Annotated in this window: 14 protein-coding genes; 12 read left to right on the forward strand and 2 right to left on the reverse strand. The window is 33.7% G+C overall.

Annotation, left to right across the window (positions count from 1 at the left end; genetic code table 11):
* The first annotated feature begins 14 nt into the window (after positions 1–14).
* Together OZP09_RS00475 and OZP09_RS00480 are read left to right on the forward strand one after the other, a co-directional pair.
* Positions 15–1,229, forward strand: a complete 1,215-nt coding sequence (locus OZP09_RS00475; protein ID WP_281310084.1) for a DUF5000 domain-containing lipoprotein — start codon at positions 15–17, stop codon at positions 1,227–1,229.
* Between the two features lie 17 nt (positions 1,230–1,246).
* Positions 1,247–2,473 (forward strand): DUF4998 domain-containing protein, encoded by a 1,227-nt coding sequence (locus OZP09_RS00480; protein WP_281310085.1) that lies wholly within the window; start codon positions 1,247–1,249, stop codon positions 2,471–2,473.
* An 82-nt stretch (positions 2,474–2,555) separates the two neighbouring features.
* Here the strand turns inward: OZP09_RS00480 and OZP09_RS00485 are convergent, their stop codons facing one another.
* Positions 2,556–3,434: a helix-turn-helix domain-containing protein gene (locus OZP09_RS00485; protein WP_281310086.1), complete on the reverse strand. Its 879-nt coding sequence runs from the start codon at positions 3,432–3,434 to the stop codon at positions 2,556–2,558.
* A gap of 236 nt (positions 3,435–3,670) precedes the next feature.
* Here OZP09_RS00485 and OZP09_RS00490 point away from each other — a divergent pair, with 236 nt between their 5' ends.
* The 10 genes from OZP09_RS00490 (at position 3,671) to OZP09_RS00535 (ending at position 21,342) form a co-directional block, all read left to right on the forward strand.
* Positions 3,671–5,320, forward strand: a complete 1,650-nt coding sequence (locus OZP09_RS00490; protein WP_281310087.1) for an alpha-L-fucosidase — start codon at positions 3,671–3,673, stop codon at positions 5,318–5,320.
* 14 nt (positions 5,321–5,334) lie between these two features.
* Positions 5,335–5,682 (forward strand): L-rhamnose mutarotase, encoded by a 348-nt coding sequence (locus OZP09_RS00495; RefSeq protein WP_281310088.1) that lies wholly within the window; start codon positions 5,335–5,337, stop codon positions 5,680–5,682.
* Positions 5,683–5,796: 114 nt separating this feature from the next.
* A complete protein-coding gene (locus OZP09_RS00500; RefSeq protein ID WP_269235953.1) occupies positions 5,797–6,438 on the forward strand; it encodes an NAD(P)H-binding protein in 642 nt (213 codons plus the stop codon).
* A gap of 223 nt (positions 6,439–6,661) precedes the next feature.
* Entirely contained in the window at positions 6,662–7,360 is a 699-nt protein-coding gene (locus OZP09_RS00505; RefSeq protein ID WP_269235954.1) for a DUF1826 domain-containing protein, read from the forward strand.
* Positions 7,361–8,597: 1,237 nt separating this feature from the next.
* A complete protein-coding gene (locus tag OZP09_RS00510) occupies positions 8,598–11,816 on the forward strand; it encodes a SusC/RagA family TonB-linked outer membrane protein (RefSeq protein ID WP_281310089.1) in 3,219 nt (1,072 codons plus the stop codon).
* A gap of 10 nt (positions 11,817–11,826) precedes the next feature.
* Entirely contained in the window at positions 11,827–13,716 is a 1,890-nt protein-coding gene (locus tag OZP09_RS00515) for a RagB/SusD family nutrient uptake outer membrane protein (RefSeq protein WP_269235957.1), read from the forward strand.
* 42 nt (positions 13,717–13,758) lie between these two features.
* On the forward strand, positions 13,759–16,785 hold the full coding sequence (locus tag OZP09_RS00520; protein WP_281310090.1) for a SusC/RagA family TonB-linked outer membrane protein: 3,027 nt from the start codon (positions 13,759–13,761) through the stop codon (positions 16,783–16,785).
* A gap of 27 nt (positions 16,786–16,812) precedes the next feature.
* A complete protein-coding gene (locus tag OZP09_RS00525; RefSeq protein ID WP_269235960.1) occupies positions 16,813–18,546 on the forward strand; it encodes a RagB/SusD family nutrient uptake outer membrane protein in 1,734 nt (577 codons plus the stop codon).
* A gap of 51 nt (positions 18,547–18,597) precedes the next feature.
* Positions 18,598–19,629, forward strand: a complete 1,032-nt coding sequence (locus OZP09_RS00530; protein WP_269235961.1) for a DUF5627 domain-containing protein — start codon at positions 18,598–18,600, stop codon at positions 19,627–19,629.
* A 42-nt stretch (positions 19,630–19,671) separates the two neighbouring features.
* On the forward strand, positions 19,672–21,342 hold the full coding sequence (locus tag OZP09_RS00535) for an endo-1,4-beta-xylanase (RefSeq protein WP_281310091.1): 1,671 nt from the start codon (positions 19,672–19,674) through the stop codon (positions 21,340–21,342).
* 193 nt (positions 21,343–21,535) lie between these two features.
* Here the strand turns inward: OZP09_RS00535 and OZP09_RS00540 are convergent, their stop codons facing one another.
* The gene (locus OZP09_RS00540; protein ID WP_281310092.1) at positions 21,536–25,597 is read right to left on the reverse strand and encodes a two-component regulator propeller domain-containing protein; all 4,062 of its coding nucleotides are present in this window, start codon (positions 25,595–25,597) and stop codon (positions 21,536–21,538) included.
* Between the last annotated feature and the right edge of the window lie 254 nt (positions 25,598–25,851).

Below are 25,851 nucleotides of genomic sequence, written 5' to 3' on the forward strand. Positions count from 1 at the left end.
AAAAAATAATAATTATGAAACGAATTATAAAATCATTCACAAGAATATTTGTAATGTCATTAATTCTGGCTATTGTGTCCTGTAATGAGAATCAGGAGCCGGAACCTTTGGAAAGCAATTCAAATGGACCTGCTGTAGTAACTAATGTTGTAGTGCAGAATTTACAGGGAAAAGCAAGACTCACATATACATTGCCTTCGGACGATGACCTGTTGTATGTTGTGGCGAGATACACGTTAGAAAATGGAAGGCCTATGGAAGTTAAATCTTCCTATTATTCTAATTCTATGCTTTTAGAAGGTTTTGCCGGACAGTCTACAACTGAGGTTAAAATTTATGCTGTTAATAAAAGCGAAACAGAATCTAAACCTGTGACGGTTACCGTTGCACCTTCAAAAGCACCAATCTTTGATATTTTTGATTCTTTAAATGTTAAGCCGGACTTTGGAGGTATTCGCATTACTGCTGATAATATAACAAAGGAAGAAATAGGTATTTTAGTGATGCAAAAAGACCTGAAAGGCGACTGGGTACCATTGCCTACAAGTATCTATACTTCGGTAGATCATATTGGACGGAGTTTGAGAGGTATGGAACCTGTCAAACAAGATTTTGCTATAGTTGTAAGGGATAAATGGCTCAATTATACAGATACTTTATTTACTAATATTGAACCGCTTTTTGAAGTTATGATGCCAAAATCGGCTTTTGTAACCCTGCATCTTAATAATGACACCAAAACAATTGATAATGCTTACCCGGTTACCAATTTGTGGGATGGGCAATTTTTAGAATACTGGGGTTCTTATTTTACCGACAGAACGGTAGATGTGGGCAATCATTTAGTGACTTTTGATATCGGAAAGATGACTAAGTTAAGCCGTATGCGAATGTGGAATTTCTCAGAACCTATTGGAGGCCAAAGGATGTATTATTATTTGGGCGCTGTTAAAAAGTTTAGAATATGGGGAAGTAATACTTTAAACGACGGTACTCTGGATAGTAATTGGACGTTGATGGGAGAGTATGAAATCAAGAAACCTTCCGGCCTGCCTTATGGGCAGGAAAATAACGATGACCTTTTAGCCGCAAGAGATGGTGCCGATTATGAAATTGCTTTAGAAAAACCTGCTGTCCGATACCTTAGAATTGAATGTTTAGAAAACTGGGTAGGAGGTAAATTTATGGCTATTTCTGAAGTTCAGGTATATGGTAATCCTAATTTTTAATCCTAAAAACAAAAACAATGAAAAATTTAAGAAATATTTTAATCGCAGTTTTTGTGGTTTTGTCAGCTCTCATTATAAATTCATGTACAAGCGGTGATGAGTATCTGAAGTTTACCGAAGGTGGTGCGATTTCGTATACAGGAAAAATAGATTCATTAAAATTATTTCCCGGAAGAAACCGTATAGAAGTACAAGGGCTGATCATATCAGACCCAAAGGTTAAAGAACTTCGAATTTATTGGAATAATAAAAAAGATTCAGTTGTTGTACCCATTGCCAGAACTTCCGGAATAGATGAGGTTTCAAAAATTATAGACAATTTAGCAGAGAATATATATAATTTTGAATTTAGGACCTTTGATGCAAAAGGGAATTCGTCAATAGCAGTAACAGCTTCAGCAGAGGTGTATGGAGACCGTTATATAAATTCATTAATCAACAGGCCAATTCTTAATTATTCACTTGTTGGAAGTGATTTTAAGGTCAATTTTATAAATTTAAATACAGATTCAGGAGCTTTAGGAACAGAAATAGAATATACTGACTCTTCTGATGAGTTAAAAACGGTCTTTACGGATATTAGCAAAACGAATGTAGTAATAAATGATTTTAAGTCTGGTTCAACTTACAGATACAGAACTCTTTATAAGCCAGTTCCAAAATCAATTGATACTTTTTATTCGGCATATAAAAGTGTTAAACCTGTACAGACTCCAGTTTTACTGAATGCCAAACAGCCTTTTGCTTATTCATCATACAACGGAGTGAGATGGGGAGTACTTGCAGACTGGACCACAAATACTGCGGCCAAAAATCATGATGGATATGGAGGATATGATGGAGGATGCTGTGGAAAAGCAAATAGTGCTACTGTGAATTTTGAATCAGGCTGGGGATCACCTGGAATAACTAACGGAAAACTGTATCAAACAGTTACTGCTGTCCCTGCAACATACCAGTTAAAAGTTACTGTATTTGAATCCAATCATGAACAAAATGATCCAGGCGGATTTTATATAATTGTTTCTAAGGGAAATGTAGAATTGCCAAATGTAGAATCTGTTACGACTAACACTGAGGTTTTAAAATACAAAAGGGTTCTTAGCAACGGAATAGGAAATACAGAATATATTTTAGAGTTTACTATAGATCAAACTACACCAATTACTGTTGGAGTAACCACTTCACAACCAGACTGGGGAAGGTTTTGTACCATAAGCTCTTTTGAGATTTTAGCAAAATAAGTTTTTTAAAAACACTATTGTCTAATTTTAGGCAATAGTGTTTTTATTTTTAGGCTTTTTTACTATTTCTACAGATATGAATTTAATTTAATTGACTAATCTGATTTCGGTATTCTCCTGGAGTAATGCTCACAATCTGTTTGAATATTTTTGAAAAGTGAGGCAAATTCGAAAATCCGGTGTCCAGCGCAATCTCCAGAAAAGTTTTATTGGTAGTAGCGATTAAATATTGGGCTCTTTCAATTTTTTTTTCATGAATATAATGCAAAGGTCTTTGACCGGTATGGAGCATGAATTGCTTTGAAAAATAATCCTGATTCTGATTTACCCTTTTAGCCAATTGTGCGACAGTAAGATTTTCCTTTAAGTGAATTTGGATATAGCTCATGGTGTCGAGTATTTTAGACGAAGTAATTTGAGACTGATTGGTTTTAAAATCATGATTACTTAAAAAACGGGATATAAGCTGAAGGATAATACCTTGGTTTTCAAACTTAAGATGCGTCTTCATGGCATCATTTAGCGAAGTGTATTCTTTATAATAACTTTCTCTTTCATATACTTTTGGATTGTCCGATCTGTTGATTCCTCTTCCCGGATTAATTTGAAGCATTTTTTTGATAAGTATGATATCAATTTCAGTAGCTGGAAGTTTCATCACGCTTCTATTATTGTTAAACAAGGAAATACCGTCAGCAGACTCTTCAAAAAACTGGATGAAAAACTGACTCAGATATTCATCACATTTCAGGTTGCATATTGTAAAACTTGGGATGAGATATAAAAAACCAGGCTCTAAAATTAATTCGTCATAACTGTCAGAAATAGAGCCTATTCCCTCATCGATGTAATACAAGCGATAGTAAGGACTAACCACATTGTAGTAATTCCATTTGTTATTAAGTTTAACATAGTCAATATGCAGTAATGAAAAAGAATATTTGAAGATATTTTTAGACATGGAATAGGTGTAAATCGTTTTTCGGTAATAAAAAATCGTTTTTAGATAAAAGTATATATATTCTCTAAGCTATATTTGTGATAAATATAGTTATTAAAAAATAGTAGATAACTAATTTTATTTCTAAAATATATGTAATAATAAAAAAATACGATTTGTTTTCGTGATAAAATTAAATAAATCATGAAATAAATAAATCGGAAATATATAATTTATTTTCTCTAAAATATATTAAGATGAACAGAAGAAATGCTTTAAAGTTAGGGATGTCGGCTTTAGCGGGAGTTTACTTATCTCCATTATTGAGTCAAACCCGATTATTTAGTAATGTTCCGTTGCCAATCGATGGCCCTTTTCAGCCTACGTGGGATTCGCTTGAAAAGTATCAGGTGCCGGATTGGTTTCGGGATGCTAAATTTGGAATGTGGGCACATTGGGGGCCTCAATGCGAACCTGAAGCCGGAGACTGGTACGGAAGAGGGATGTATGAAGAAGGTTCAAGGCAATATAAATTTCATGTTGAAAAATATGGGCATCCGTCAAAATTTGGATTTAAAGATATAATCAATATCTGGAAAGCAGACAACTGGAATCCGCAGGAGCTGGTTGACTTATATAAAGATGCCGGAGCCAAATATTTTATGGCAATGGCTAATCATCACGATAATCTGGATTTGTATGACAGTAAGTTTCAGCCAGACTGGAATTCTACGAAAATGGGGCCAAAAAAAGACATCATAGCCGGATGGGAAAAAGCGGCACGTAAAGCAAACCTTCCTTTTGCAGTAAGTATTCATGCAGCACACGCATGGAATTGGTTTGATACTGCACAGGGTGCTGATAAAAATGGTCCTTTAGCAGGAATTCCGTATGATGGCCGTCTGAAGAAGGAAGACGGAAAAGGAACCTGGTGGGAAGGTCTTGATCCGCAGGATTTATATGCTCAAAATCATCCGTTAAGCGAAAAACCTTCAGGTGATTCATCCGTTCACAGCCAATGGGATTGGGGAGACGGAGCTTCAGTACCTACATCGGCATATTCTGAAAAGTTTTATAACAGGACAATCGATCTGATCCAAAAGTATAATCCCGATATGCTTTATTTTGATGATACAGCTTTACCATTATGGCCTGTGAGTGACGCAGGTTTGCGAATAGTAGCACATATGTACAATAAGAGTCTGAAAAAAAATAAAACTGTCCAGGCGGTTATTACAGGCAAAATACTAACAGAGCAGCAGCGTAAAGCTATAGTGTGGGATATTGAAAAAGGACAAAGTAATGAAATTGAGCCTTTGCCGTGGCAAACGGATACTTGTATTGGAAACTGGCATTATGACCGTGGGGTTTATAACGAAAAGCGTTATAAATCAGCTAAAACAGTAATTCATACTTTAATAGATGTAGTGAGTAAAAACGGAAATCTGATGCTTAATATTCCGGTAAGGGGGGATGGAAGTATAGATGAATTAGAACGTGCGATTGTAAAAGAAGTTGGAGTTTGGATGAAAGCCAACAGTAAAAGTATTTATGGTACAAGACCGTGGAAAATATTCGGTGAAGGACCACAACAGGCTAGTGCCGGAGCATTAAAAGCTCAGGGATTTAACGAAGGAAAAGGTAAGCCTTATACATCAGAGGACATCCGCTTTGTGCAAAAAGACAAAAAGCTTTTTGCTACTGTAATGGACTGGCCGGAAAATGGTTCTGTATTGATTAAAAGTTTAGGAAAAGACGCGGGTTATTACTCCAATAGTATTAAACAGGTAAAGTTAGTCAGTACAGGTCAAAAGCTTAAATTTGCACAGCATAAGAATGGCTTAGAAGTTCATTTTCCAAATCAAAAACCGGAAGCTTCTTTTGCCAATGCACTTGAAATTGTATAATTCAATAAATCATTATGAGTAAAAAAAGATTATGTTATGCCTGTGATTTAATTGATAATCCGGACTTAATAGAAGAATATAAAAAGTATCATGCTAAGGAGAATAGCAAGCCTGAAATTACAAAAAGTATTAAAGATTCAGGAATTGTTGATATGGAAATCTATATCCTTGCCAATCGCCTGTTTATGATTATGGAAGTGGATGAAACGTTTACTCCTGAGCGAAAACAAATGATGGATGCTGCTAACCCGGATGTTCAGGAATGGGAAAAATTGATGTGGAAATTTCAGCAGGCGCCTCCCGGAGCTAAAGAAGGCGAAAAATGGCTGCCAATGGAACAGATCTATAAATTAGGCCATTAAAATTTGTCGAATTTCAGAATTGAATAGTTGATTTTTGATCTTTTAAATTATTTAAATATTTACGCTTTATTACTGATGCTTTCATTAGATTTGATTTAAAATTCTAAATGTAATATGAAAGCATTAGTAATTGGAGCTACAGGCGCAACAGGAAAAGAATTAGTTGAACAGCTTCTGGAGGATAATGATTATACTTCTGTTTCAATTTTTGTCAGACGCTCAATAGGAAAATCCCATCCAAAACTTACGGAACATGTTGTAGATTTTTCAAAAATAAATCAGTTTACCGCTTTAATTACAGGAGATGTTCTTTTTTCATGCATTGGAACTACATTGAAATTAGCTGGTTCAAAAGAAAATCAATGGAAGATTGATTTTGATATTCCTGCGGCAGTTGCTGTAGAAGCCAAAAAAAATGAAGTAAAGTCTTTTGTATTGGTTTCCTCTTATGGAGCTTCCTCAAAAAGCACTATTTTTTATTCTAAAATGAAAGGAAAACTCGAAGATTATATTGCTGCCCTTAATTTTGAGCAATATCTGGTTTTTAGGCCAGGACTACTTATAAGGAAAAATACGGATCGCTTAGGTGAGAAAATTTCAGTTAGATTAATAAAAACTCTAAATTCAATTGGACTTTTAAAAAAATTAAAACCAATTTCTACTGCTTTTTTAGCTGAAAAATTGATAAGAGCTCCTAAAAAACTTTCGTCAGGAATGATTATACTCGAAGTCAGACAGATTTTGGAACTTGATTAGGTTTTTTGATTTTTAACAAAGAAAAAACTTTAAAGTAAAACAGGAGGAGAGTATGAATGTTTTCCTAAGTCCCAAATAAACTACATAAAAAATGACGAAATTAATTAGATTTTTTTTATTGGATAAGAAAGAGGAACAACTCCAAAAGTTTGCAACAATAAAAAATCTCAACTGAAAACTTATTGCATAATTTTGTAATTAAAAAATAACTTTTTAATATTTTATGGCTAATTCATTTTCTAACAGCGGGCAAATTGGTGTAGTATATAATTTCTCTGAACTTATAAATACCGATTTTAAAGAAAAAATGAATGCGTTATGCTGGTACAGAAATTTGGATGGAGATTTTAGCGAGATTGTAACCCGCCTAAGTTTAAAAGAAAATATTACAGAGGTTTATCCTGAAGATCTAATCGAGCTAAAATTATCAGAAAAAGGAGATAAAGCAAGAGAAGTAATCTTAAATGATTTGAAATTATTAACAGATTTTGGTGCTTTTCCCTCTCTTAATTTACTAAAATGTTATGAACGTGATGCTGAATTTGATTTCATATCGACTGATGTGTATTCGTTTCATGTTGATCGTTCGCCTATTGAAACAGATACTTTTTTATGTACCTATCACGGAGCTGCAAGTGATATAATTTCTAATGACCAAGCACAACAAAAAATTTTAATTCCAGAAATCTTAACCAAACTAAAAGACCTGCATACGGGATCATCGGAAGAATTCGAAAACTTTTTGAAAGAAAATTACTTTGATTTGCATTATCAGCCGCACACGAATGTAAAACCTGTTAATTTAGGAGTAGGACATCTTTGGAGATTAGCTGTTGATCATCCAAAACAACAAGTACTGCCTTGTATTCACAGAGCACCTGTAGAGAATGAAGGGGAATATAGGCTGTTGTTGATTTGTTAAATAAAATTGTTGTTAATAGAATAATTCAACGAGTTAAGCTTTTTCTAATCCATAGAGAAAAACGAAGCTGATTTCTATCTGAAATCCAATCTTTTTAATTTTTGCAGGATTTCCGTTTCGTAAAATAAATCAAAGTCTCAATGATTTTTAAAACGAATATTTTAGGTAGATTGAAAATACACTGCAGAAGCTTCTTATATCTTCTATGACTTTTTATGATTTTACCCATAACTTAATGAGTAAATGTCTTCACACTTTATTAAACAAAGTATATTCTGGAAATACAGCCTCTCTGCTTTATAGATGAATACTTTGCATTAGATTTTAGAAACGCTGTTTCCTAAAACTTTCCTAAAAATTAATCCAACCAGTTTAACTTATGCTTGTCTAATTGTTTTACACATTTAGTACAATTGGTATTTACGGAAATATCGGATGTTACTTTTTAAAAGGCAAAGGAATATCAAATTTAATTATCCTCTATTTTATAAAATATCATGTTAGACAGTAATAATAAAAATAATTATAATTTAAATTTTGCTGTTATTTTTTACGATAACCTTTATTTTATTAGGCTTAAATAATTAGAATGATATTTTTTTCTGTCTTTTTATCTTAAATGTAACGTAGTGTAAAGTATCTGTAACATATAGAAATAGTTTTTTTTCTTTTAACAAATACTTTTACATAAATGTGAAATAATAGTTAAAATTTCATGATTTAGGGATAATAGTATAACTAAAATCCATTTTCTATTCAGAATACATTGCCTGTAATATTTTTATACAACCAAGTATAATTTAAATGTTTTAGGATACAATAAATTAACTCAATTAACCAAAATTAACCAAACAACAAATGATTAAAATCCAATTTTTCAGGAAAAACTTTTTGCAGCATTGTTCTGTTAAAATTCCTATAAAGCATAGGAAAAGTGGAAAATTAAGCCTTTCCAATAGATTAAAACGGACAATTATCCGAGTGTTAAAAAAGACAAACACTTCAAATTTGGTCATAGCATATTATGTTAATGCCAGCAAACCATTATTTTCTGTAATTCATCAGTTAAAATTTGAAGTTGATACAGAAGAAAACTTGATTAGGGGCGGAGCCTTTCTGATAAATTCCTATTAATTGGAAAAGTCTAAAAATCAATTCAATCAAATCTAATATCTAAAATTATTAGCGATGAGTATTAAGGGTAATAAATATAGATAAGGTTCAAACATTTAATGATATGAAAATAAAATTATGTAAATTTTTAAATGGAACAAAATATCTGCCTTTAGGTGTTTTGTTTCAGTGTTTGTTTACGGGACAGATTTCAGCTGCTGAAAGGATAAATATATTATCGAATTCGTATGTTTCTGTTCAGGTTAATCAGGAAATTATTATTACTGGAAGAGTGTATTCGGAGGACAAGATGCCAATACCAGGTGCAAACATTTCGGTAAAAGGAAATCCAAAAATAGTGGTTACCTCTGATATGGATGGTTTCTATACTATTACGGTACCTTCTTCGAATGCGATTCTTGTTTTTAGTAGTGTTGGTTACATAACTGCAGAAAGGTCTGTTGGTGCCGGTTCAGAAATTAATGTGGCAATGAAACAAGATCAGGTTAACCTGGGGGAAGTTGTTATTGTTGGATATGGTAAACAGAAAAAAGCAAGTTTAGTTGCCGCAATTACTCAGGTTACAGGAAAAACGCTAGAGCGTGCAGGGGGTGTTCAAAGTATTGGAGCGGCCTTAACAGGTAATGTTCCAGGATTAGTAACTTCTGCCAGTTCTGGTATGCCCGGCGAGGAAGATCCTCAACTTTTTATTCGTGGTGCTAGTACATGGAACAATGCACAGCCACTTATTTTAGTTGATGGTGTAGAGAGGCCAATGAATAGTGTTGAGATTACTTCTGTAGAGTCTGTTACCGTACTGAAAGACGCATCTGCAACAGCTGTGTACGGAGTTAAAGGAGGAAATGGTGTAATCCTTATCACTACCAAGCGTGGTCAGTCAGGTAAGGCATTGATTAGGGCAACTTTTAATACAACTATGAAAGTACCTTCAAAACTACCAGAAAAACTTGACTCTTATGACGGATTGATAGTTAAAAACAGAGCAATTGAAAACGAACTGGCTTTGAGTCCATCTAGTTGGAATGATTATATTCCTCAAGCGATTATTGATAAGTACAGATATCCTGCAAATGTTGCTGAATCTGAGCGTTATCCTAATGTAGACTGGCAGGATGTTTTGTTCAATGACTATGCAATGTCTTATAATGCCAGTTTAAATGTAAGTGGGGGAACAAAGTCGGTAAAGTATTTTGCTAGTGCTGACTTTTTAAGTGAAGGGGATTTATTTAAGAAATACAATAATAACAGAGGATATGATCCTGGTTATGGATATAATCGTCTGAATGTTAGAAGTAACTTAGATTTTCAGATTACATCCAGTACTGTTTTTAAAGTGGGACTTGCTGGTTCTCGTGGAGAGAAAAAAAGTCCGTGGGGAGCTTCCGGTGGAGAATATACTATGTGGGATGCAGCTTATTCTACCGCACCTGATGTTTTTCTACCGTATTATGAGGATGGTTCCTGGGGGTATTTTGCACCCAATGAAGGCAAAGCTTCAAATTCAGTAAGAAATCTTGCTATCAGTGGTATTCAGTTTGTAACGACTACAAAATTAAATACAGACTTTACAATCGAACAAAATTTTGATAAATGGATAAAGGGGCTTAATTTCAAAGGTTTAGTTGCATTGGATAATTCTTCTGTTGAAGCAGACAGAGGTATTAGTGATTTATATAACGATGTGCAGGAAAAATATATTGATCCTCTTACTGGGGTAGTTCTTTATAAAAAAGCTTATGATAATAATAATAGATTTGATTTTCAGGAAGGTGTAAAGTGGACTGCAACCGGAGGTGGTGTAAGGGACTGGGCTACATATCGTAAGCTTTTTTATCAGCTACAGTTGAATTACCAAACAAAAATTTCAGACAATCATAATATTTCTGCTATGGGACTTTTTAGCAGGGATAAAGATGCTCTTGGAAGTGAAATACCGCATTACAGGGAAGACTGGGTATTCCGTACTACTTATAATTATGCAGACAAATACTTTATAGAATATAATGGAGCTTATAATGGTTCCGAAAAATTTGGACCAGAAAATCGTTTTGAATTTTTCTCTTCAGGAGGAGTAAGCTGGATTCTTTCTAAAGAAAATTTTATGAAAAGAACAGCATCTTTTCTTGACTTGTTAAAATTCCGTGCTTCTTATGGTCAGGTGGGTGATGATGGCGGATATCAGAGAAATCTTTCTCAAAGGTTTATTTATCAGTCTCAATGGGGATATGGAGGAACTACACCATTAGGAACCACTGGAGAAAGTGCTGAACAAAGTCCGTATGTGTGGTATAATGAATTATCAGTTGCCAATCCTCAAATACATTGGGAAATAGCCAAGAAGATTAACGCAGGTGTTGATTTTGGTTTATTCAAAGGATTCGTTACGGGTACATTTGATTGGTATAGCGAAAATCGAACAGATGTTCTATTGCCAGGTAACCAAAGAGCAATTCCTCCATATTTTGGGGCTACAGCTCCAATTGCTAATTTGGGACAAGTTGAAAACAGAGGGTACGAATTAGAGTTAAAGTTCAACTATACCTTTGGAAATGGTCTTAATCTATGGTGGACAACTAACTTTACCCATTCAAAAAACAAAATATTAGCTGCAGATGATCCAGAATTGTTTCCAGATTATCAAAAAAAGGAGGGATATGCTGTAAATCAGGCTCATTCTTATGTAAGTCAGGGGTATTACAATACCTGGGATGAGCTATATGCAAGTACCATTCATAGTACAAATGATGCCGCCAAGTTACCGGGTAATTACAATATACTTGATTATAATGCCGATGGTGTCATAGATGCAAAAGACAATATTCCTTATGGATATACCGGAACACCTCAAAATACATATAACAATACTTTTGGTGTTAATTGGAAAGGTTTTAGTGCTTTTGTACAGTTTTATGGTGTAAATAATGTTACCAGACAAGTAGTACTTACTAGTTTAGGCTCTCAGAATCATGTTGTTTATGATCAGGGATCTTACTGGTCACAAGACAACACAAATGCAGATTTGCCTATGCCACGCTGGCTCGCTACAGCAAGCGATTTTAATAACGGTAGCAGATTCATGTACGATGGATCTTATCTGCGTTTGAAAAATGCGGAAATAGCTTACACTTTTGATGGCAAAACAAATTGGATAAAATCGGCCGGACTTCAGAGCATACGATTTTATTTAAATGGAAATAACTTGTTTTTGTGGTCAAAAATGCCTGATGACCGTGAAGCAAATTATGCAGGTACTGGCTGGGCATCACAGGGTGCTTATCCAACTGTGAAAAGGTTCAATTTTGGGGCTAATATTATATTCTAAAATTTTTATTATGAACAAGTTTATTAAAACAATATTAAAGTACAGCTATGTTTTAGGCTTACTTATCGTATTAGGATCATGTGAAGATTATCTTGAAAAATCACCTGATTCTGTAATATCACCTGAGGAAGCTTTTAAAAATTTTGAAAATTTTCAGGGATTTACCGAGGAGTTGTACCAATGTGTTCCTGATTTCACAAACGCTTACTGGACAAATTCCTGGAATTGGGGAGAAGATGAAATTCAGTCTACTGCCCGTGATTTCCATTTTGGTGTAAAAATTGACAAGGGTGATTTTTGGGGATGGCAGGCTGGATTTGACGGATGGCAGGCAGGCTGGATGAACAGAAACAATGTCAGCACGAATAATGACCGTATGCAAAAAGATTTATGGACATTGGGCTGGAGAGGGATTCGTAAAGCCAATATTGGCCTGGCTAATATTGATAAAATGACTGAATACACTCAGGAAGAAAAAGACATGATTAAAGGACAGCTGCTGTTTTTTAGAGGATGGTTTCATTTTGAGTTTATGCAATATTTTGGCGGCCTTCCTTATATAGATGCGGTACTTCCAAGTGATGAACCACTTAGGCTGCCAAAACTTACCTATCAGGAGTGTGCTGATAAAGCCGCCGCAGATTTTAGAGCCGCCGCAGATTTGCTTCCTGTTAACTGGGATAATACAGTTATTGGTAAACGTACTCTTGGAAAAAATGAGCTGCGCATTAATAAAATAATGGCTCTTGGATATTTAGGCAAAAATTATTTATGGGCCGGAAGTCCGTTGATGAACAAAGTATCTACCGGAAATGTAACTTATAATGCTGAATATTGTAAAAAGGCAGCAGCAGCTTTTGCCGAATTATTGATTATTACAGAAAGTGGGGCATCTCAGTACAAATTAATGCCTTTCGCAAAATATAGTGATAATTTCTACACTACAGGAAGCAACTGGAAAATGCCGGGAGGTACTGAAGCTATTTTTAGAGGTCCGTATTGGGGAGCAAACGGATCGAATTGGGGTACTTCTAAACAATATCAGCCGGCTCCTCAAATATGTGACGGAGATGTAAAGTTTTTACCTACTGCCAACTATGTTGATTATTATGGAATGGCAAACGGGAAACCTATCAAAGATATTACAAAAGCAGATCCTGATTCAGGATACGATCCAAGCTATCCGTGGAAGGGCCGCGATCCTCGTTTTTACAATGACATCGTATTTGATGGTGCAAAATGTGTTACCGGTTCTATGCCTGCATCCGAAGAAGCAAATCGTTATGCAAACCTTTATACAGGAGGAAGTTACAGGAACATAAGTACCGGAAGCAGAACAGGTTATTTACTGTATAAATTCATTCCCCGAAATGCAAATAAATTTGATGATGGATTTGGATACGGTAACAATTTGAATATTCACTTACCATGGATGCGATTGTCTGATATATACATAATGTATGCTGAAGCAGCAGCCCAGGGTTATGGTTCTTCCACAGGAAAAGATCCAAAATATGCAGGAACAGCAGTCGATGCTATAAATGTAATTCGTGACAGAGCAGGTGTTGGACATGTAGCAAATGAATATTTGGGTTCACTAGATTCTTTTATGAATGAAGTAAGACGCGAGCGCGCAGTAGAGCTAAGTTTTGAGGGGCATCGTTTTAATGATTTACGTCGCTGGCTGCTATTAATAACAAGTCCGTACACTGTAAAAAAATCTATAGAATTTGACCGTGCACCTTCATTTGATCCTACAAAACCAAGTGAAAACAGAGTCATCAATATTCGCGAAGAAGTTATTCTGACCAGAAATTTTAGCGAGAAACATTACTGGCTACCGTTAAAGAATGCTGATGCAAGTATTTATTTGGAGTTTTCACAAAATCCTGGATGGTAATTAAAAAGATTATTTTAAAAATTAAAAATAAATTATAGAATAATGAGATATATACAACTAAAAATAGTGTTATGTTTTGTACTATTTGCTATCATACCTGCCAAGATTTTTGCCCAAATGGATCAGAAAATAAATCTTTCAGGAATTGTTAGGGGAGTAGGCGGTAAAGCTTTGGAAAACGCAACTCTTACTAATAAAGAAAATAATATTACAGTAACAACTGACGAGACAGGAAGCTACTCAATGAGTGTAGCTGCAGATACTAATATAGAGGTTAGTGCAGCTGGATATGCGACAATCATCATAAAAGCCACACCAATTACAAATGATATTAATTTGGAAATCGATGAATCCAATTTAGTTCAGATTGCTTTCAAAAAAGAACAAAGAAAAGACCTAATTGCAGGAGTATCTTATATAAATCTACCTGAAATATTGGCAAAGAACTATACTACATATAGTTTGGATGGTAGTAGTACTTCTCTTATTGGGGGATTTAACGGAACACTTTGGGGAATGGGAGAAGCATTAATATTAGTAGATGGAGTTCCTAGAAATGCCTCTACAGTATTATCTACAGAAATTGACCAGATCACTTTTCTAAAAGGTGTTTCGGCTGTAGCGCTTTACGGCAGCCGTGCTGCAAAGGGTGTAATCTATATTACTACAAAGAAGGGTAAAGTACAAAAACAACAAATCTCTACAAGATTTGACAATGGAGTATTTATAGCTAAAAGTATGCCTGAATATTTAGGATCTGCAGAGTATATGCATTATTATAATCAAGCCCGTGTTAATGACGGCTTAGATCCTACTTATTCAAGTGAGACAATTTATAATTATGCTTCTGGTAAAAATCCGTATAGATATGCAGATGTAAATTATTATTCACCTGACTATGTTAAGAAGTTTTATTTTAACTATGATGCAAATATTGAGATTACTGGAGGAAATGAGACAGCCCGTTATTATTCTGTGGTGAATTTCACCTCTCAACAGGATCCGTTACAGGATTTTGGAGAAGCAGCAAATAATAATAACAATAGATTTAATGTAAGAGGAAATGTTGATGTCAAAATTAGCGATCGGGTTTCTGCTACAATTGGGGCTAACGCCATATATAATAATTCCAGAGGAGTAAATACAGATTATTGGAGTGGGGCAGCTACTTTGCGACCATATTTGTTTAGTCCATTAGTGCCCATTAGTATGATTGAAGAAGGGGATGATGCTTCAATGGCGGTTGTAAAAAACAGCAATTATATAATAGATAACAAATATTTGCTGGGGGGTACACAACTTAATCCTACTAATCCTTTTGCATCTATTTATGCAGGTGGTTATAATACTTTTACAAGTCGTCAGTTTCAGTTTAATACAGGTGTAAATATAGAGTTAGGAGATATAGTTAAAGGGTTAACTTTTCGTACTGATTTAGCAGTTGATTATGCTACTTCTTACAATCAATCATACAATAACAGTTATGCTACTTATGAAGCAAAATGGAATACTTATGCCGGATTTGACCAGATTTCATCATTAACAAAATACGGAAAAGATGCTAAAGATGGAATAGAGAATATTAGCAATAGTGCTTTTGCCCAAACGATTGCTTTTTCCGGACAGTTTAATTATCTGAGAAAGATAAATGAAAAACACAACTTGTCGGGAATGCTTATTGCTTCAGGATTCCAACAAGGACAATCTGAGGTTTATCATAAAACAAGTAATGCTAATATAGGTTTAAATTTATCTTATAATTTTAATCAAAAGTATTATGCAGAATTTAACGGTGCTTATGTACACTCTGCAAAATTTGCTGAAGGTAACCGTGGTGCTTTTTCTCCTACTGCATCTTTAGGATGGAGATTGTCTCAGGAAGATTTTATGAAAGAACTAACGGCTGTTGATGATTTAAAATTAACTGTTTCAGGGGGCGTGCTAAATACAGATTTAGACGTGACTAATTATTACATGTACGAGAGTATATATAGCCAAACGGACGGAGCCTGGTTCAGTTGGAGAGATGGTGCTCTTAACAGAAGTACAGATGTTAGAAGAGGAGAAAATTTGAATTTAAGTTTTGCTAAAAGAAACGAGATTAGTTTCGGATTAGAAGCTGCTTTTTTTAAAAAATCCATCACTCTAAACAGTACCTTTTTTATGAATAAAGTTACTGGAAATGTTATCCAGCCTTCAAGTTTGTATCCAAATTATTTTGTTACAGGGTGGCCTAATACTTCATTCTTGCCATTCATCAATTATAATGATGATAAACGTACTGGTTTTGATTTTGATTTGAGATTGAATAAAAAAGTAGGAAGTGTAGATTTAGCACTTGGCTTTACAGGCACTTATGTGCATACGGAAGCAATTAAGAGAGCTGAATTATTTGAAGATAGCTATCAAAACAGAACAGGAAAACCTTTGGATGCACTTTGGGGGCTTAAAAGTAATGGTTTCTTTATGGATGCACTTGATATTGCAAATTCGCCATCACAAACTTTCGGCCAGGTTAAACCTGGAGACATAAAATATATCGATCAGAACGGTGACGGTATAATAGATAATAAAGATGAAGTTTATTTAGGTAAAGCGGGATGGGCTGGAGCTCCATTTACTTTTGGAATTAATTTTACTTCTAAATGGAATAATTTTACATTTTTTACCATGTTTACTGGACAGACAGGAGCATATGCAATGAAAAACAATTCTTATTTCTGGATGGATGGAGAAGATAAGTATTCTGTAAATGTACGTAATAGCTGGACAGAAGAAACGAAAGAAACAGCTACCTATCCAAGGTTAACTTCATTAAATAGTGATAATAATTTTCGTTCGTCAGATTTCTGGATGTTCAGTACTAATAGAATAAATTTATCTAAAGTGCAGCTTACTTATGATTTTCCTAAAAAAGCCTTGCAAAAAACTTTTTTCAGTGAACTTAGTATTTATGCACTTGGTAGCAATCTGTTAACTCTATCTGAGAACAGGGATGTCATGGAATTAAATATCGGAAGCGCTCCACAAAATCGTTACTATAATCTTGGATTAAAAGCACTATTTTAAAAATAAGAAACACTTAATTTAATTATTATGAAAGTAAAAATATTAACTTTTATATCAGTCCTGTTTGTTTTTTGCAGCTGTGAAGATTTAATTGAACCTGCAATAGAAAATAATAGAGGAATTGAAGATATGTATGCTGAAGCAGAATTCGCACAAGGAATTCTATTAAATGCCTACACAAGGTTACCGGGAAATGGCTGGTCATTTAATGATGTAGCAACTGACGATGCTGTAACTAATGATATTTTGAGTGCTTATCTTAAAGCAGCGACAGGGCAATGGACATCTAATTTTAATCCTTTTGATCAATGGTCAAATTCAAGATCAGCTATTCAATATATAAATCTTTTTCTTGCTGAGGCCGGAAAAGTGCAATGGGCAAAAGATGAAAATGTAAGTCGTTTGTTTAGAGATCGTTTAATGGGGGAAGCTTATGGCTTAAGGGCTTTGTATATGTATTATTTATTACAAGCTCATGCTGGTACTGCTACAAATGGTGAATTATTAGGAGTGCCAATACTTTTAGAGCCGGAAACATCAACTTCAAACTTCAACGTAGCGCGTTCTTCGTTCGAAGATTGCATGAAACAATTGTATAGCGATGTGGAAAAAGCAACAACATTATTGCCATTAGATTTTGAAGATGCAACAGCTTTACCTCCTGGTTATGATAATTTAAGTGATTATAATCGTGTATTTGGTCAATATGCAAGACAAAGAATGTCCTCCAGAATTGCGCAGGTTGTAAGAGCGCAGGCTGCGTTGTTAGCTGCCAGTCCGGCTTATAGTGCCAGCAATTCTACAACCTGGGAAGATGCTGCTAAATATGCTGGTGAATTGTTAAAGCTAAAAGGAGGTGTATCAGGAATAGCTCCTAATGGTTTAAACTGGTATAATGATGTAGCAGAATTAAATGCTGTAGGAGCAGGTGTTAACCCTCCTGAAATTATATGGAGAGGAGATATTGGAGAAAGTAATACTTTAGAAAGTGATAATTTTCCTCCAACTCTTTTTGGAAAAGGGCGTATCAATCCAACTCAAAATCTAGTTGATGCTTTCCCTATGGCAAATGGTTATCCAATTAATCATGCAAACAGTAATTATGTTGCTGCAAATCCGTACGAAAATCGTGATCCGCGTCTGAAAAAATTCATTTTAGTAAATCAGTCCACTGCAGGTGTGAGTAATACTGTAATAACAACAGCCAGTGATGGTACTACAAATGATGCATTAAATAAGGTAGGAACTTCAACGAGAACTGGGTATTATATGAGAAAATTATTGAGACAGGATGTAAATTTAAATCCAAACTCAATCAATAATCAAAGACACTATAAGCCCCGTATGAGATATACAGAATTATATCTTATTTATGCTGAAGCCGCTAATGAAGCATGGGGGCCAATGGCTACAGGTACAATAGGATTTTCTGCTTATGATGTTATTAAAGCTTTAAGAGTTAGGGCAGGTATAACAACAGATCCATATTTAGAGTCGATTAAAGGGGATAAAACTGAAATGCGTAATTTGATTAGAAATGAACGCCGTTTAGAATTATGTTTTGAAGGATTCAGGTTTTGGGATTTACGCAGATGGAATGCCAATTTGAATGTTGCAGCTGAGGGAGATAAAATTCAGGGAGGTGTTCATCAAACAATCACAGTCGAAAACAGAGTTTATAAAGATTATATGCAATATGGACCTATTCCATATCTGGAAGCCCTTAAATTTAATGCTTTATTGCAAAACAAGGGATGGTAGAATATACCACGTTTATTTAATGTGTACGGAAATTTAATTAATGAAAGAAAAATGAAAAACAAGATATTTTTAATGTTTGCAATAGTATTGATCTCTTTGTCTTCCTGTACTAATCAGGATGCCGAGTTTGATAATTTCGATCGAACTGCTGTTTATTTTGCATACCAATTCCCTGTTAGGACGATAACATTAGGGGAGGATATATTTGATACTACTTTAGATAATCAGCATAAATGCAAAATAATGGGAACGTTAAGCGGTGTCTACAACAATGATAAAGATGTGACCATTGATGTTGAAGTTATAAATACTTTGCCTGCCGGCTTCTTATTTAATGCCGGTCAGGATGAAATAGTTGCCATGCCAAGCAATTATTATACACTTTCAAGCGACAAAATTGTTATTCCAAAAGGAAATATTACAGGAGGTGTTGAAGTGCAATTATCGGATGCCTTTTTCGCAGACCCTCTCTCAATAAAAAAGACATATGTCATTCCACTTCAAATGAAAAGGGTAGTCAATGCAGATTCTATCTTATCAGGAAAAGCATTAGTATCTAATCCTTTAAAACCTTTAAGCACAGATTGGAGTGTAGCCCCTAAAGATTATATTCTTTATGCTATAAAGTATGTAAATCCCTGGGATGGTTTCTATTTAAGAAGAGGTGTGGACATTGTAAAAGGAAATAATGGAAATACAGCGCTTGATAAAATAATTACCAGACATAAACAATATGTTGAATATGATGAGGTTAACAGAATTAACACAAAATCAATGAATGCCATAGACTTTCCTGTAACTGTCAAAGATGCTCTTGGCGTGAATATTAATTTTAATTTAACTCTAACATTTGATGAAAATAATAATTGTGTTGTTTCTGGAACTAATTCTTTATTTACTGCGACAGGCACTGGTAAATTTGTAAAGAGAGGTGAGAAGAAAAGCTGGGGAGATAAAGATCGTGATGCGTTATATCTTGATTACAAAGTAAATTTTCAGGATTTTAATGTAACAACAAAAGATACATTAGTGCTGCGTGACAGGGGAGTTACTGCACAAGTTTTTAGCCCTGTCCGAAAATAAAATAGTTGAAATTTTATTAAAAAACTATAAAATCAAAAGTAGATGAATAAATTATATAAAATAGCGCTATTATCTTCAGTTTTGATGATGGCTGCATCATGTACAAATGACAATATTTTGGATTATAATTATGAAAAACCTCAAAGTATTGCTAATCAAGAAGGAATTGATGCCTATAAAGATTTAAAAACATATGTTAACAAAGAGGTTAATCCTGGATTTAAGTTAGGTGCTGGTATATCTTTATCAGACTATACAAGTAAAAGCGTAATCTATAGATTGGTCAATAAAAATTTTGATGAGATTACTTTGGGGTATGAAATGAAACATGGAGCTGTTGTTCAGGCGGATGGGAGCCTTAATCTTGACAATGTAAATAAATTATTAAAAACGGCTAATGAGGCTAATTTATCTGTTTTTGGACATACTCTTTGCTGGCATGCCAATCAAAACGCTGCTTATCTAAATAGTTTAATAGCTCCTGATGTTCTTTCTTCAACGGGACCAGGTTGGGACTTGATAATGGCAGAAAATTTTGAAACAGATAATATTTCAAATTATACGTTTAATTCTGGTTTGACTTCTGCTTTTACTGAAGTTGGTCAGGGGAACAATAATTCTGGAAGAGCTCTTAAATTAACAAACGCTAGCGTTCGTACTAATGAATGGGATGCACAGCTTTACTTAAAATTTTCTCCAGCTGTAAAATTGGGGGAGAAATATAGACTTACCATGGATGTACGTAGTGATGTTACAGCATCTTCTCCTACACAGGCACAATTAAATGTTGGTGGGTATAAGCATTGGGATTTTTTTGGTGCTGTTCCCTATACAGGCACTTGGGCAACTTATACTAAAGAGACTACGATTTCTGCAGAGATGGTAGCTTGTAATACAATTGCCTTTAATCTTGGAAAAAGTGCCGGTAATTTTTATTATGATAATATAAAAATTGAAAAATATAACGCAACAGGGAGTATTCAAACCCTTGAAAAAACTTCTGAACAGAAGAAGACTATTATTGCAGAAGCTCTTGATAAATGGATATCAGGTATGGTCACGAACTGTAAAACTTATACAAAAGCCTGGGATGTGGTTAATGAACCAATGGATGATGGAAACCCTTATGATTTAAAAACAGGCGTGGGTAAGACTTTAAAATCAGATGAATTTTATTGGCAGGATTATTTAGGTAAAGATTATGCGGTAGAAGCTTTTAAACTTGCAAGAAAGTATGGAAACCCAACCGATCAACTTTTTATAAATGATTACAATCTGGAATACAATCTGGATAAATGTAAAGGGCTAATACAATATGTTCAATACATTGAAGGTAAAGGACAAAAGGTAGATGGCATAGGAACGCAGATGCACATTACTATCAATTCTGATAAAGATAAAATTGAGACCATGTTCCAATTACTTGCGGCAACAGGCAAACTTATAAAAGTTTCAGAACTTGATGTAGCCGCCGGACTTAATCCAACTGCAACGGATCTGCAGATGCAAACAGAGATGTATAAATATGTTGCAGATATGTATGCTAAATATATCCCGGTAAATCAACGATACGGAATTACTATATGGGGAGTAACAGATAGTAAGTCTGATTCTTCATGGTTACCTGGACAGCATCAGGGCTTATGGAACATTGACTTTATTCGTAAGTCTTCTTATACAGGATTTGCGGAGGGGATTAAAGGACTGAAATAATATTTTTAAACTAAATAGTCAAAATAGTTGGTAAAAAAACTTAAAACATTTTAAAATTATAACATTAAAGAAAGTTTATTGAAATTCGTTTCAATAAACTTTCTTTAATTTATACAAGTTCTCAAATACAGATGTAAAATAGGGGAATATAGCAAAACAAAAACATTCATTGTAAGCTGCTAATATCTTCCTTTTAATCATCATTTGCATCTTTTTTTTTCAGATTCTCTTCCATATATAGTTTTGGTGACATACCGTAAAACTGCTTAAAGCTTGTTGAGAATTTAGAAACATTAGAAAAACCCACTAAATATGCTACTTCAGAAATATTAGTTTGTTTGGAAGCTAATAATTCCCCGGCTTGTTTTAATCTTATATTTCGAATTAGATCTCTCGAAGACTGATTCGTAAGCTCTTTTAATTTTCTATGAAGATGTACACGGCTAATACCAATTTCATTGGCAATCATTTCTACATTCAGGTCAGTGTTGCTTAGATTATTATTAATAAAATTCATTATTTTCATGATCAGTTTCTCATCAGCTGATTCCATTGTGATTTTTTTTATTTTATCATCCTGACTCTGATTTCCGCTAAAATTGTTTTTTAACAAATCTCTGGTTCTAATAAGATTTACAACAGTTTTTTTCAATATTTCCATATTAAACGGTTTGGTAATATAGGAGTCAGCACCTATATCAAGTCCTTCTAACTGATTATGATCATGCGATTGGGCTGTTAGTAGTATAATTGGAATATGATTGATATTTATATTTTTCTTTACTTTCCTACAAAATGTAATACCATCCATCACAGGCATTTTAACATCACTTATAATAAGGTCAAAAGGCTCTTTTAGAACCAGCTCTAAAGCTTCTTTTCCATTATGGCTGGTAAGGATTTTGTAATAAACAGCTAATTCTTTAAAAATATAGTCTCTGATTTCTTCATTATCATCAACAACCAAAATTTTTCTTTTACCAGCAGTACTGGCGCTACAATGCTCCTGAGGCTCTTCTAATGCAATAGAAGGTGTATTTTTTTGAAAGTCAGTAATTTTTGTTTTTTTGTTTTTATATTCTAAATCTTCTTTTATCTGATCTTCTCTTATTGGAATGGTAATAATAAATCGGCATCCGGAATTTTGAGGATTATTTTCAACAAAGATTGTTCCACCATGAAGTTCTACAATAGATCTTGTTAAGTGCAAACCAATACCAGTGCCTTCGGAATGTTGCTTTCTACCATTTTTAGACTGATAAAATCTATCAAATATTTTTGCTATGTCTTTTTCATTTATTCCATTCCCATTATCAGAAATAGTCACAGTAAATGTTGACAAAGATTTATCCTGGATATCAGGGAAATTATTTTCTTCTATAAAAACATCAATCCTTCCATCATTAGGTACAAACTTAACAGCATTTGAAATTACATTTTGTATTATTCGGTCAAAATATTTAGGGTCAACCCCGGCGAATAATTCTGGTATTTTATAATGTAATTCTAACTGGATATTTTTTTCCTGAAGCTGTTCTTCAAATAAAAGAATAACTTCGCGGATAGAAGCTATAATATCTGTTTTTTTAAAGTTTAAAGAAAATTGCCCCTGGTCAATTTTTCGTACATCCATTACCTGATTAACAAGCTGTAGGATTTTCTCTGAATTGCGGTACATGACCTGGTACCATTTCTGTCTTGTAATGTCCTCATCTGAATTTATTAATTTTAGTAAAGGATTTATAACTAGTGATATTGGTGATTTTATATCATGAGCAATATTAGTTAAAAACTGCAATTTAGCCTCGTTTATCTGCTTGTTTTGCAAATGTTCCTGAATTTTCTTTTGAGCTAATTTTCTTTGTTTAATCTGTACAGATACAAAATATAGAATTGCTAAAAAAAGTAGCCCATACAAACATTTTAGCCAAAATGAAAAGTACCAGACCGGGTGTATAGTAATGGTAAGGGGGCGTACGCTTGTATATTTACCATAGAGTTCTGCTTTTACTTTAAAATTATATGTACCTGGTTCCAGATTATCAAATGTAACTGTATTAACCCCTTGCTGTAATTTGTTCCATTTATTTTTTTCCAGAGAATAGAAATAAGTAACATTTTGCTGATTAGTAAAATCCAGCGTAGAAAATTCTATACTGAATGAATTATCATCATAACTCAAATTTACTGATTTGGCATCTATAAGAGCACTGTTGACAATTTCAAACTGATCTGATTTCATCCCTTTTTTAACAGATTTATCCTGAATATAAAAACCAGTAATATACACATTGGAGCTCTTGGTGCTGTATGTTATTTTTTCTGGATTGAAATAGGTTACTCCTTTCATACCTCCAAAAATAATTTCTCCATTTTTTTTATCAAGAAATGAAGCATTTTTACTGAATTCATTCCCCTGCAGACCATCGTTAAAATAAAAATTTGAAAATTTTTTGCTTTTGGAATTGAATTTGGAGATGCCGTGATTTGTGCTCAGCCACAGATTATTATTTTTATCCCTTTCTATAGCACATATAATGTTACTTGGCAGATTATTATCAATAGTATAAGTCACTGTATTTTTTCCATCTTTTGGTTGATAAATAAGACCTTCTGATGTTCCTATCCATAAATTTCCCTTAGTATCCTCATTTATAGAATAAATAATTTTTTGTGGAAGCATATGATTTACACCTCCTTTTTTAATGTAATTTTTGGTTTTGAGATCCAGACAATATAATCCATCATAAGTTCCCACGTAGAGCCTGTTGTTTTGCGCAGGCAGAATACAATTGACATACTGGTTTCCTAAGACGTTTTTATGGTCTTTTGCATTTGAATCATTATTGACCACTTCGTTAGTATTCAAATTCATAGAAAAAAGACCACCTCCGAGTGAACCAATCCAGAGATTTTTATTATGGTCTTCGGTAATTGTAAAGATGCTTTTTACAGGTTTGTTTTCCCGATCAAATAGTATATCTACAAAATCAAATTTATTTGTACTTCGATTAAGTTTAGCAAGTCCATTCATATAAGTACCAATCCATAAATTACCGTTTGAATCCTCAAATACACACATAACGGTCAATCTCTTAGCTCCTTTATAATGATATTGTTTTTTGTTATCTGCAGAAATACCATATAAGCCGTCTCCATCTGTACCAACCCACAATATTCCTTTTCTATCTTTATGCACAGCCAATACACAGCTCGAACCAATAATATTGTTGGACAATGACTGATAGCCTAGATAATTGAAATTATTTTCTTTAGGAGGTAGTAGCAATATCCCTTTCTGATACAGTCCCATCCATAAGTTTCCAGATTTGTCCTCAATAATAGAATGGATTTTTGACATCGAAAAATCAAAATTGGAGACATTAAAATTGGCCATTGTTATTTTTTTTTCTATTGGGTCATATACATGAAGCCCCATTCCGTCTGTACCAATTAATACTTTATTGTTTTTATCTAAAAAAAGTTTTTTTACAGGCAATGAAACTGAAGGATTATAAGATATAAATTTTTTTTCCTCTCTATTATATACATAAAGCCCATGGTTGAGTGTTCCCACAAAAAGATTTCCATTTTTGTCTTCGCAAATACTGGAAGTATTATCAGTATGCTCTTTTGATAGAAAGACTTGTTCAGCAGTGTTATCAGGTCTAACCTTCCATAACCCGCGATCTTGTGATAAAATCCATAAATTTCTTTTTTTATCTTCATAGATTTCATGGATCATATATGTGGGAATAGGCATTTTTATGGGCATAGCAACCATTCTTTGTTTTTTAAAATCAATTTTAAAAATTCCATAACCAGATGTCCCAACCAATACTTCTCCATTTTTTCTATGTAGCATACAGCTTACATGTGGCGACATTTTCGTAACAGTATTATCTGTTATTAAGATATTACTAAAAGAGTCTGTAGCATGATTGTAAACCTGTAAGCCGTTGATGAATCCAAAAAATAAGTTTTTATTTCTGTCTTCAAAAATTGTTTTGACGTAATTATTTAAAACAGAGCCAGGATTATTTTTTATGTGCTTATAAGTGATAAATTTTGCACCGTCATATCTGTTTAATCCATCTTCAGAAGCAATCCAAATATAACCTTTACTATCTTGATAAATGCTGTTTATTAAACTGCTTGACAATTGCGAATCTGAAGTGTAAAGTTTACCGGACTGAGATCTTAAACCAACAGGTATTAGTAAAAGAATTAGGATTATAATTTTTAGAGTTTTCAAAATAAATGAGAATATTAAACTTATGATCAAAAACGACTAACTGTAATTTTTATATCACTTTTTAGTATGAATTATAAATTTTAGACTGTAATTACTTTTTTATATTGAGAATTTTAATGGCAGAAAAGCCGGCAGTAATAATTTAAAAATGAGTTCCTATGTAAAAAATAAACTAACATAATGCTTCTGTTTTAGATAGAAATTGAGTAACAGTAAACTTTAAAAAATTATTTGTATTTTAATTAATTTACTTC

This window comes from Flavobacterium flavigenum (assembly GCF_027111255.2).
Taxonomy (GTDB): domain Bacteria; phylum Bacteroidota; class Bacteroidia; order Flavobacteriales; family Flavobacteriaceae; genus Flavobacterium; species Flavobacterium flavigenum.

Excerpts from the sequence above, each read along its gene's own strand:
- OZP09_RS00475 (WP_281310084.1), top strand. The coding sequence starts at position 15 with ATGAAACGAATTATAAAATCATTCACAAGAATATTTGTAATGTCATTA.
- OZP09_RS00480 (WP_281310085.1), top strand. The coding sequence starts at position 1,247 with ATGAAAAATTTAAGAAATATTTTAATCGCAGTTTTTGTGGTTTTGTCA.
- OZP09_RS00485 (WP_281310086.1), bottom strand. The coding sequence starts at position 3,434 with ATGTCTAAAAATATCTTCAAATATTCTTTTTCATTACTGCATATTGAC.
- OZP09_RS00490 (WP_281310087.1), top strand. The coding sequence starts at position 3,671 with ATGAACAGAAGAAATGCTTTAAAGTTAGGGATGTCGGCTTTAGCGGGA.
- OZP09_RS00495 (WP_281310088.1), top strand. The coding sequence starts at position 5,335 with ATGAGTAAAAAAAGATTATGTTATGCCTGTGATTTAATTGATAATCCG.
- OZP09_RS00500 (WP_269235953.1), top strand. The coding sequence starts at position 5,797 with ATGAAAGCATTAGTAATTGGAGCTACAGGCGCAACAGGAAAAGAATTA.
- OZP09_RS00505 (WP_269235954.1), top strand. The coding sequence starts at position 6,662 with ATGGCTAATTCATTTTCTAACAGCGGGCAAATTGGTGTAGTATATAAT.
- OZP09_RS00510 (WP_281310089.1), top strand. The coding sequence starts at position 8,598 with ATGAAAATAAAATTATGTAAATTTTTAAATGGAACAAAATATCTGCCT.
- OZP09_RS00515 (WP_269235957.1), top strand. The coding sequence starts at position 11,827 with ATGAACAAGTTTATTAAAACAATATTAAAGTACAGCTATGTTTTAGGC.
- OZP09_RS00520 (WP_281310090.1), top strand. The coding sequence starts at position 13,759 with ATGAGATATATACAACTAAAAATAGTGTTATGTTTTGTACTATTTGCT.
- OZP09_RS00525 (WP_269235960.1), top strand. The coding sequence starts at position 16,813 with ATGAAAGTAAAAATATTAACTTTTATATCAGTCCTGTTTGTTTTTTGC.
- OZP09_RS00530 (WP_269235961.1), top strand. The coding sequence starts at position 18,598 with ATGAAAAACAAGATATTTTTAATGTTTGCAATAGTATTGATCTCTTTG.
- OZP09_RS00535 (WP_281310091.1), top strand. The coding sequence starts at position 19,672 with ATGAATAAATTATATAAAATAGCGCTATTATCTTCAGTTTTGATGATG.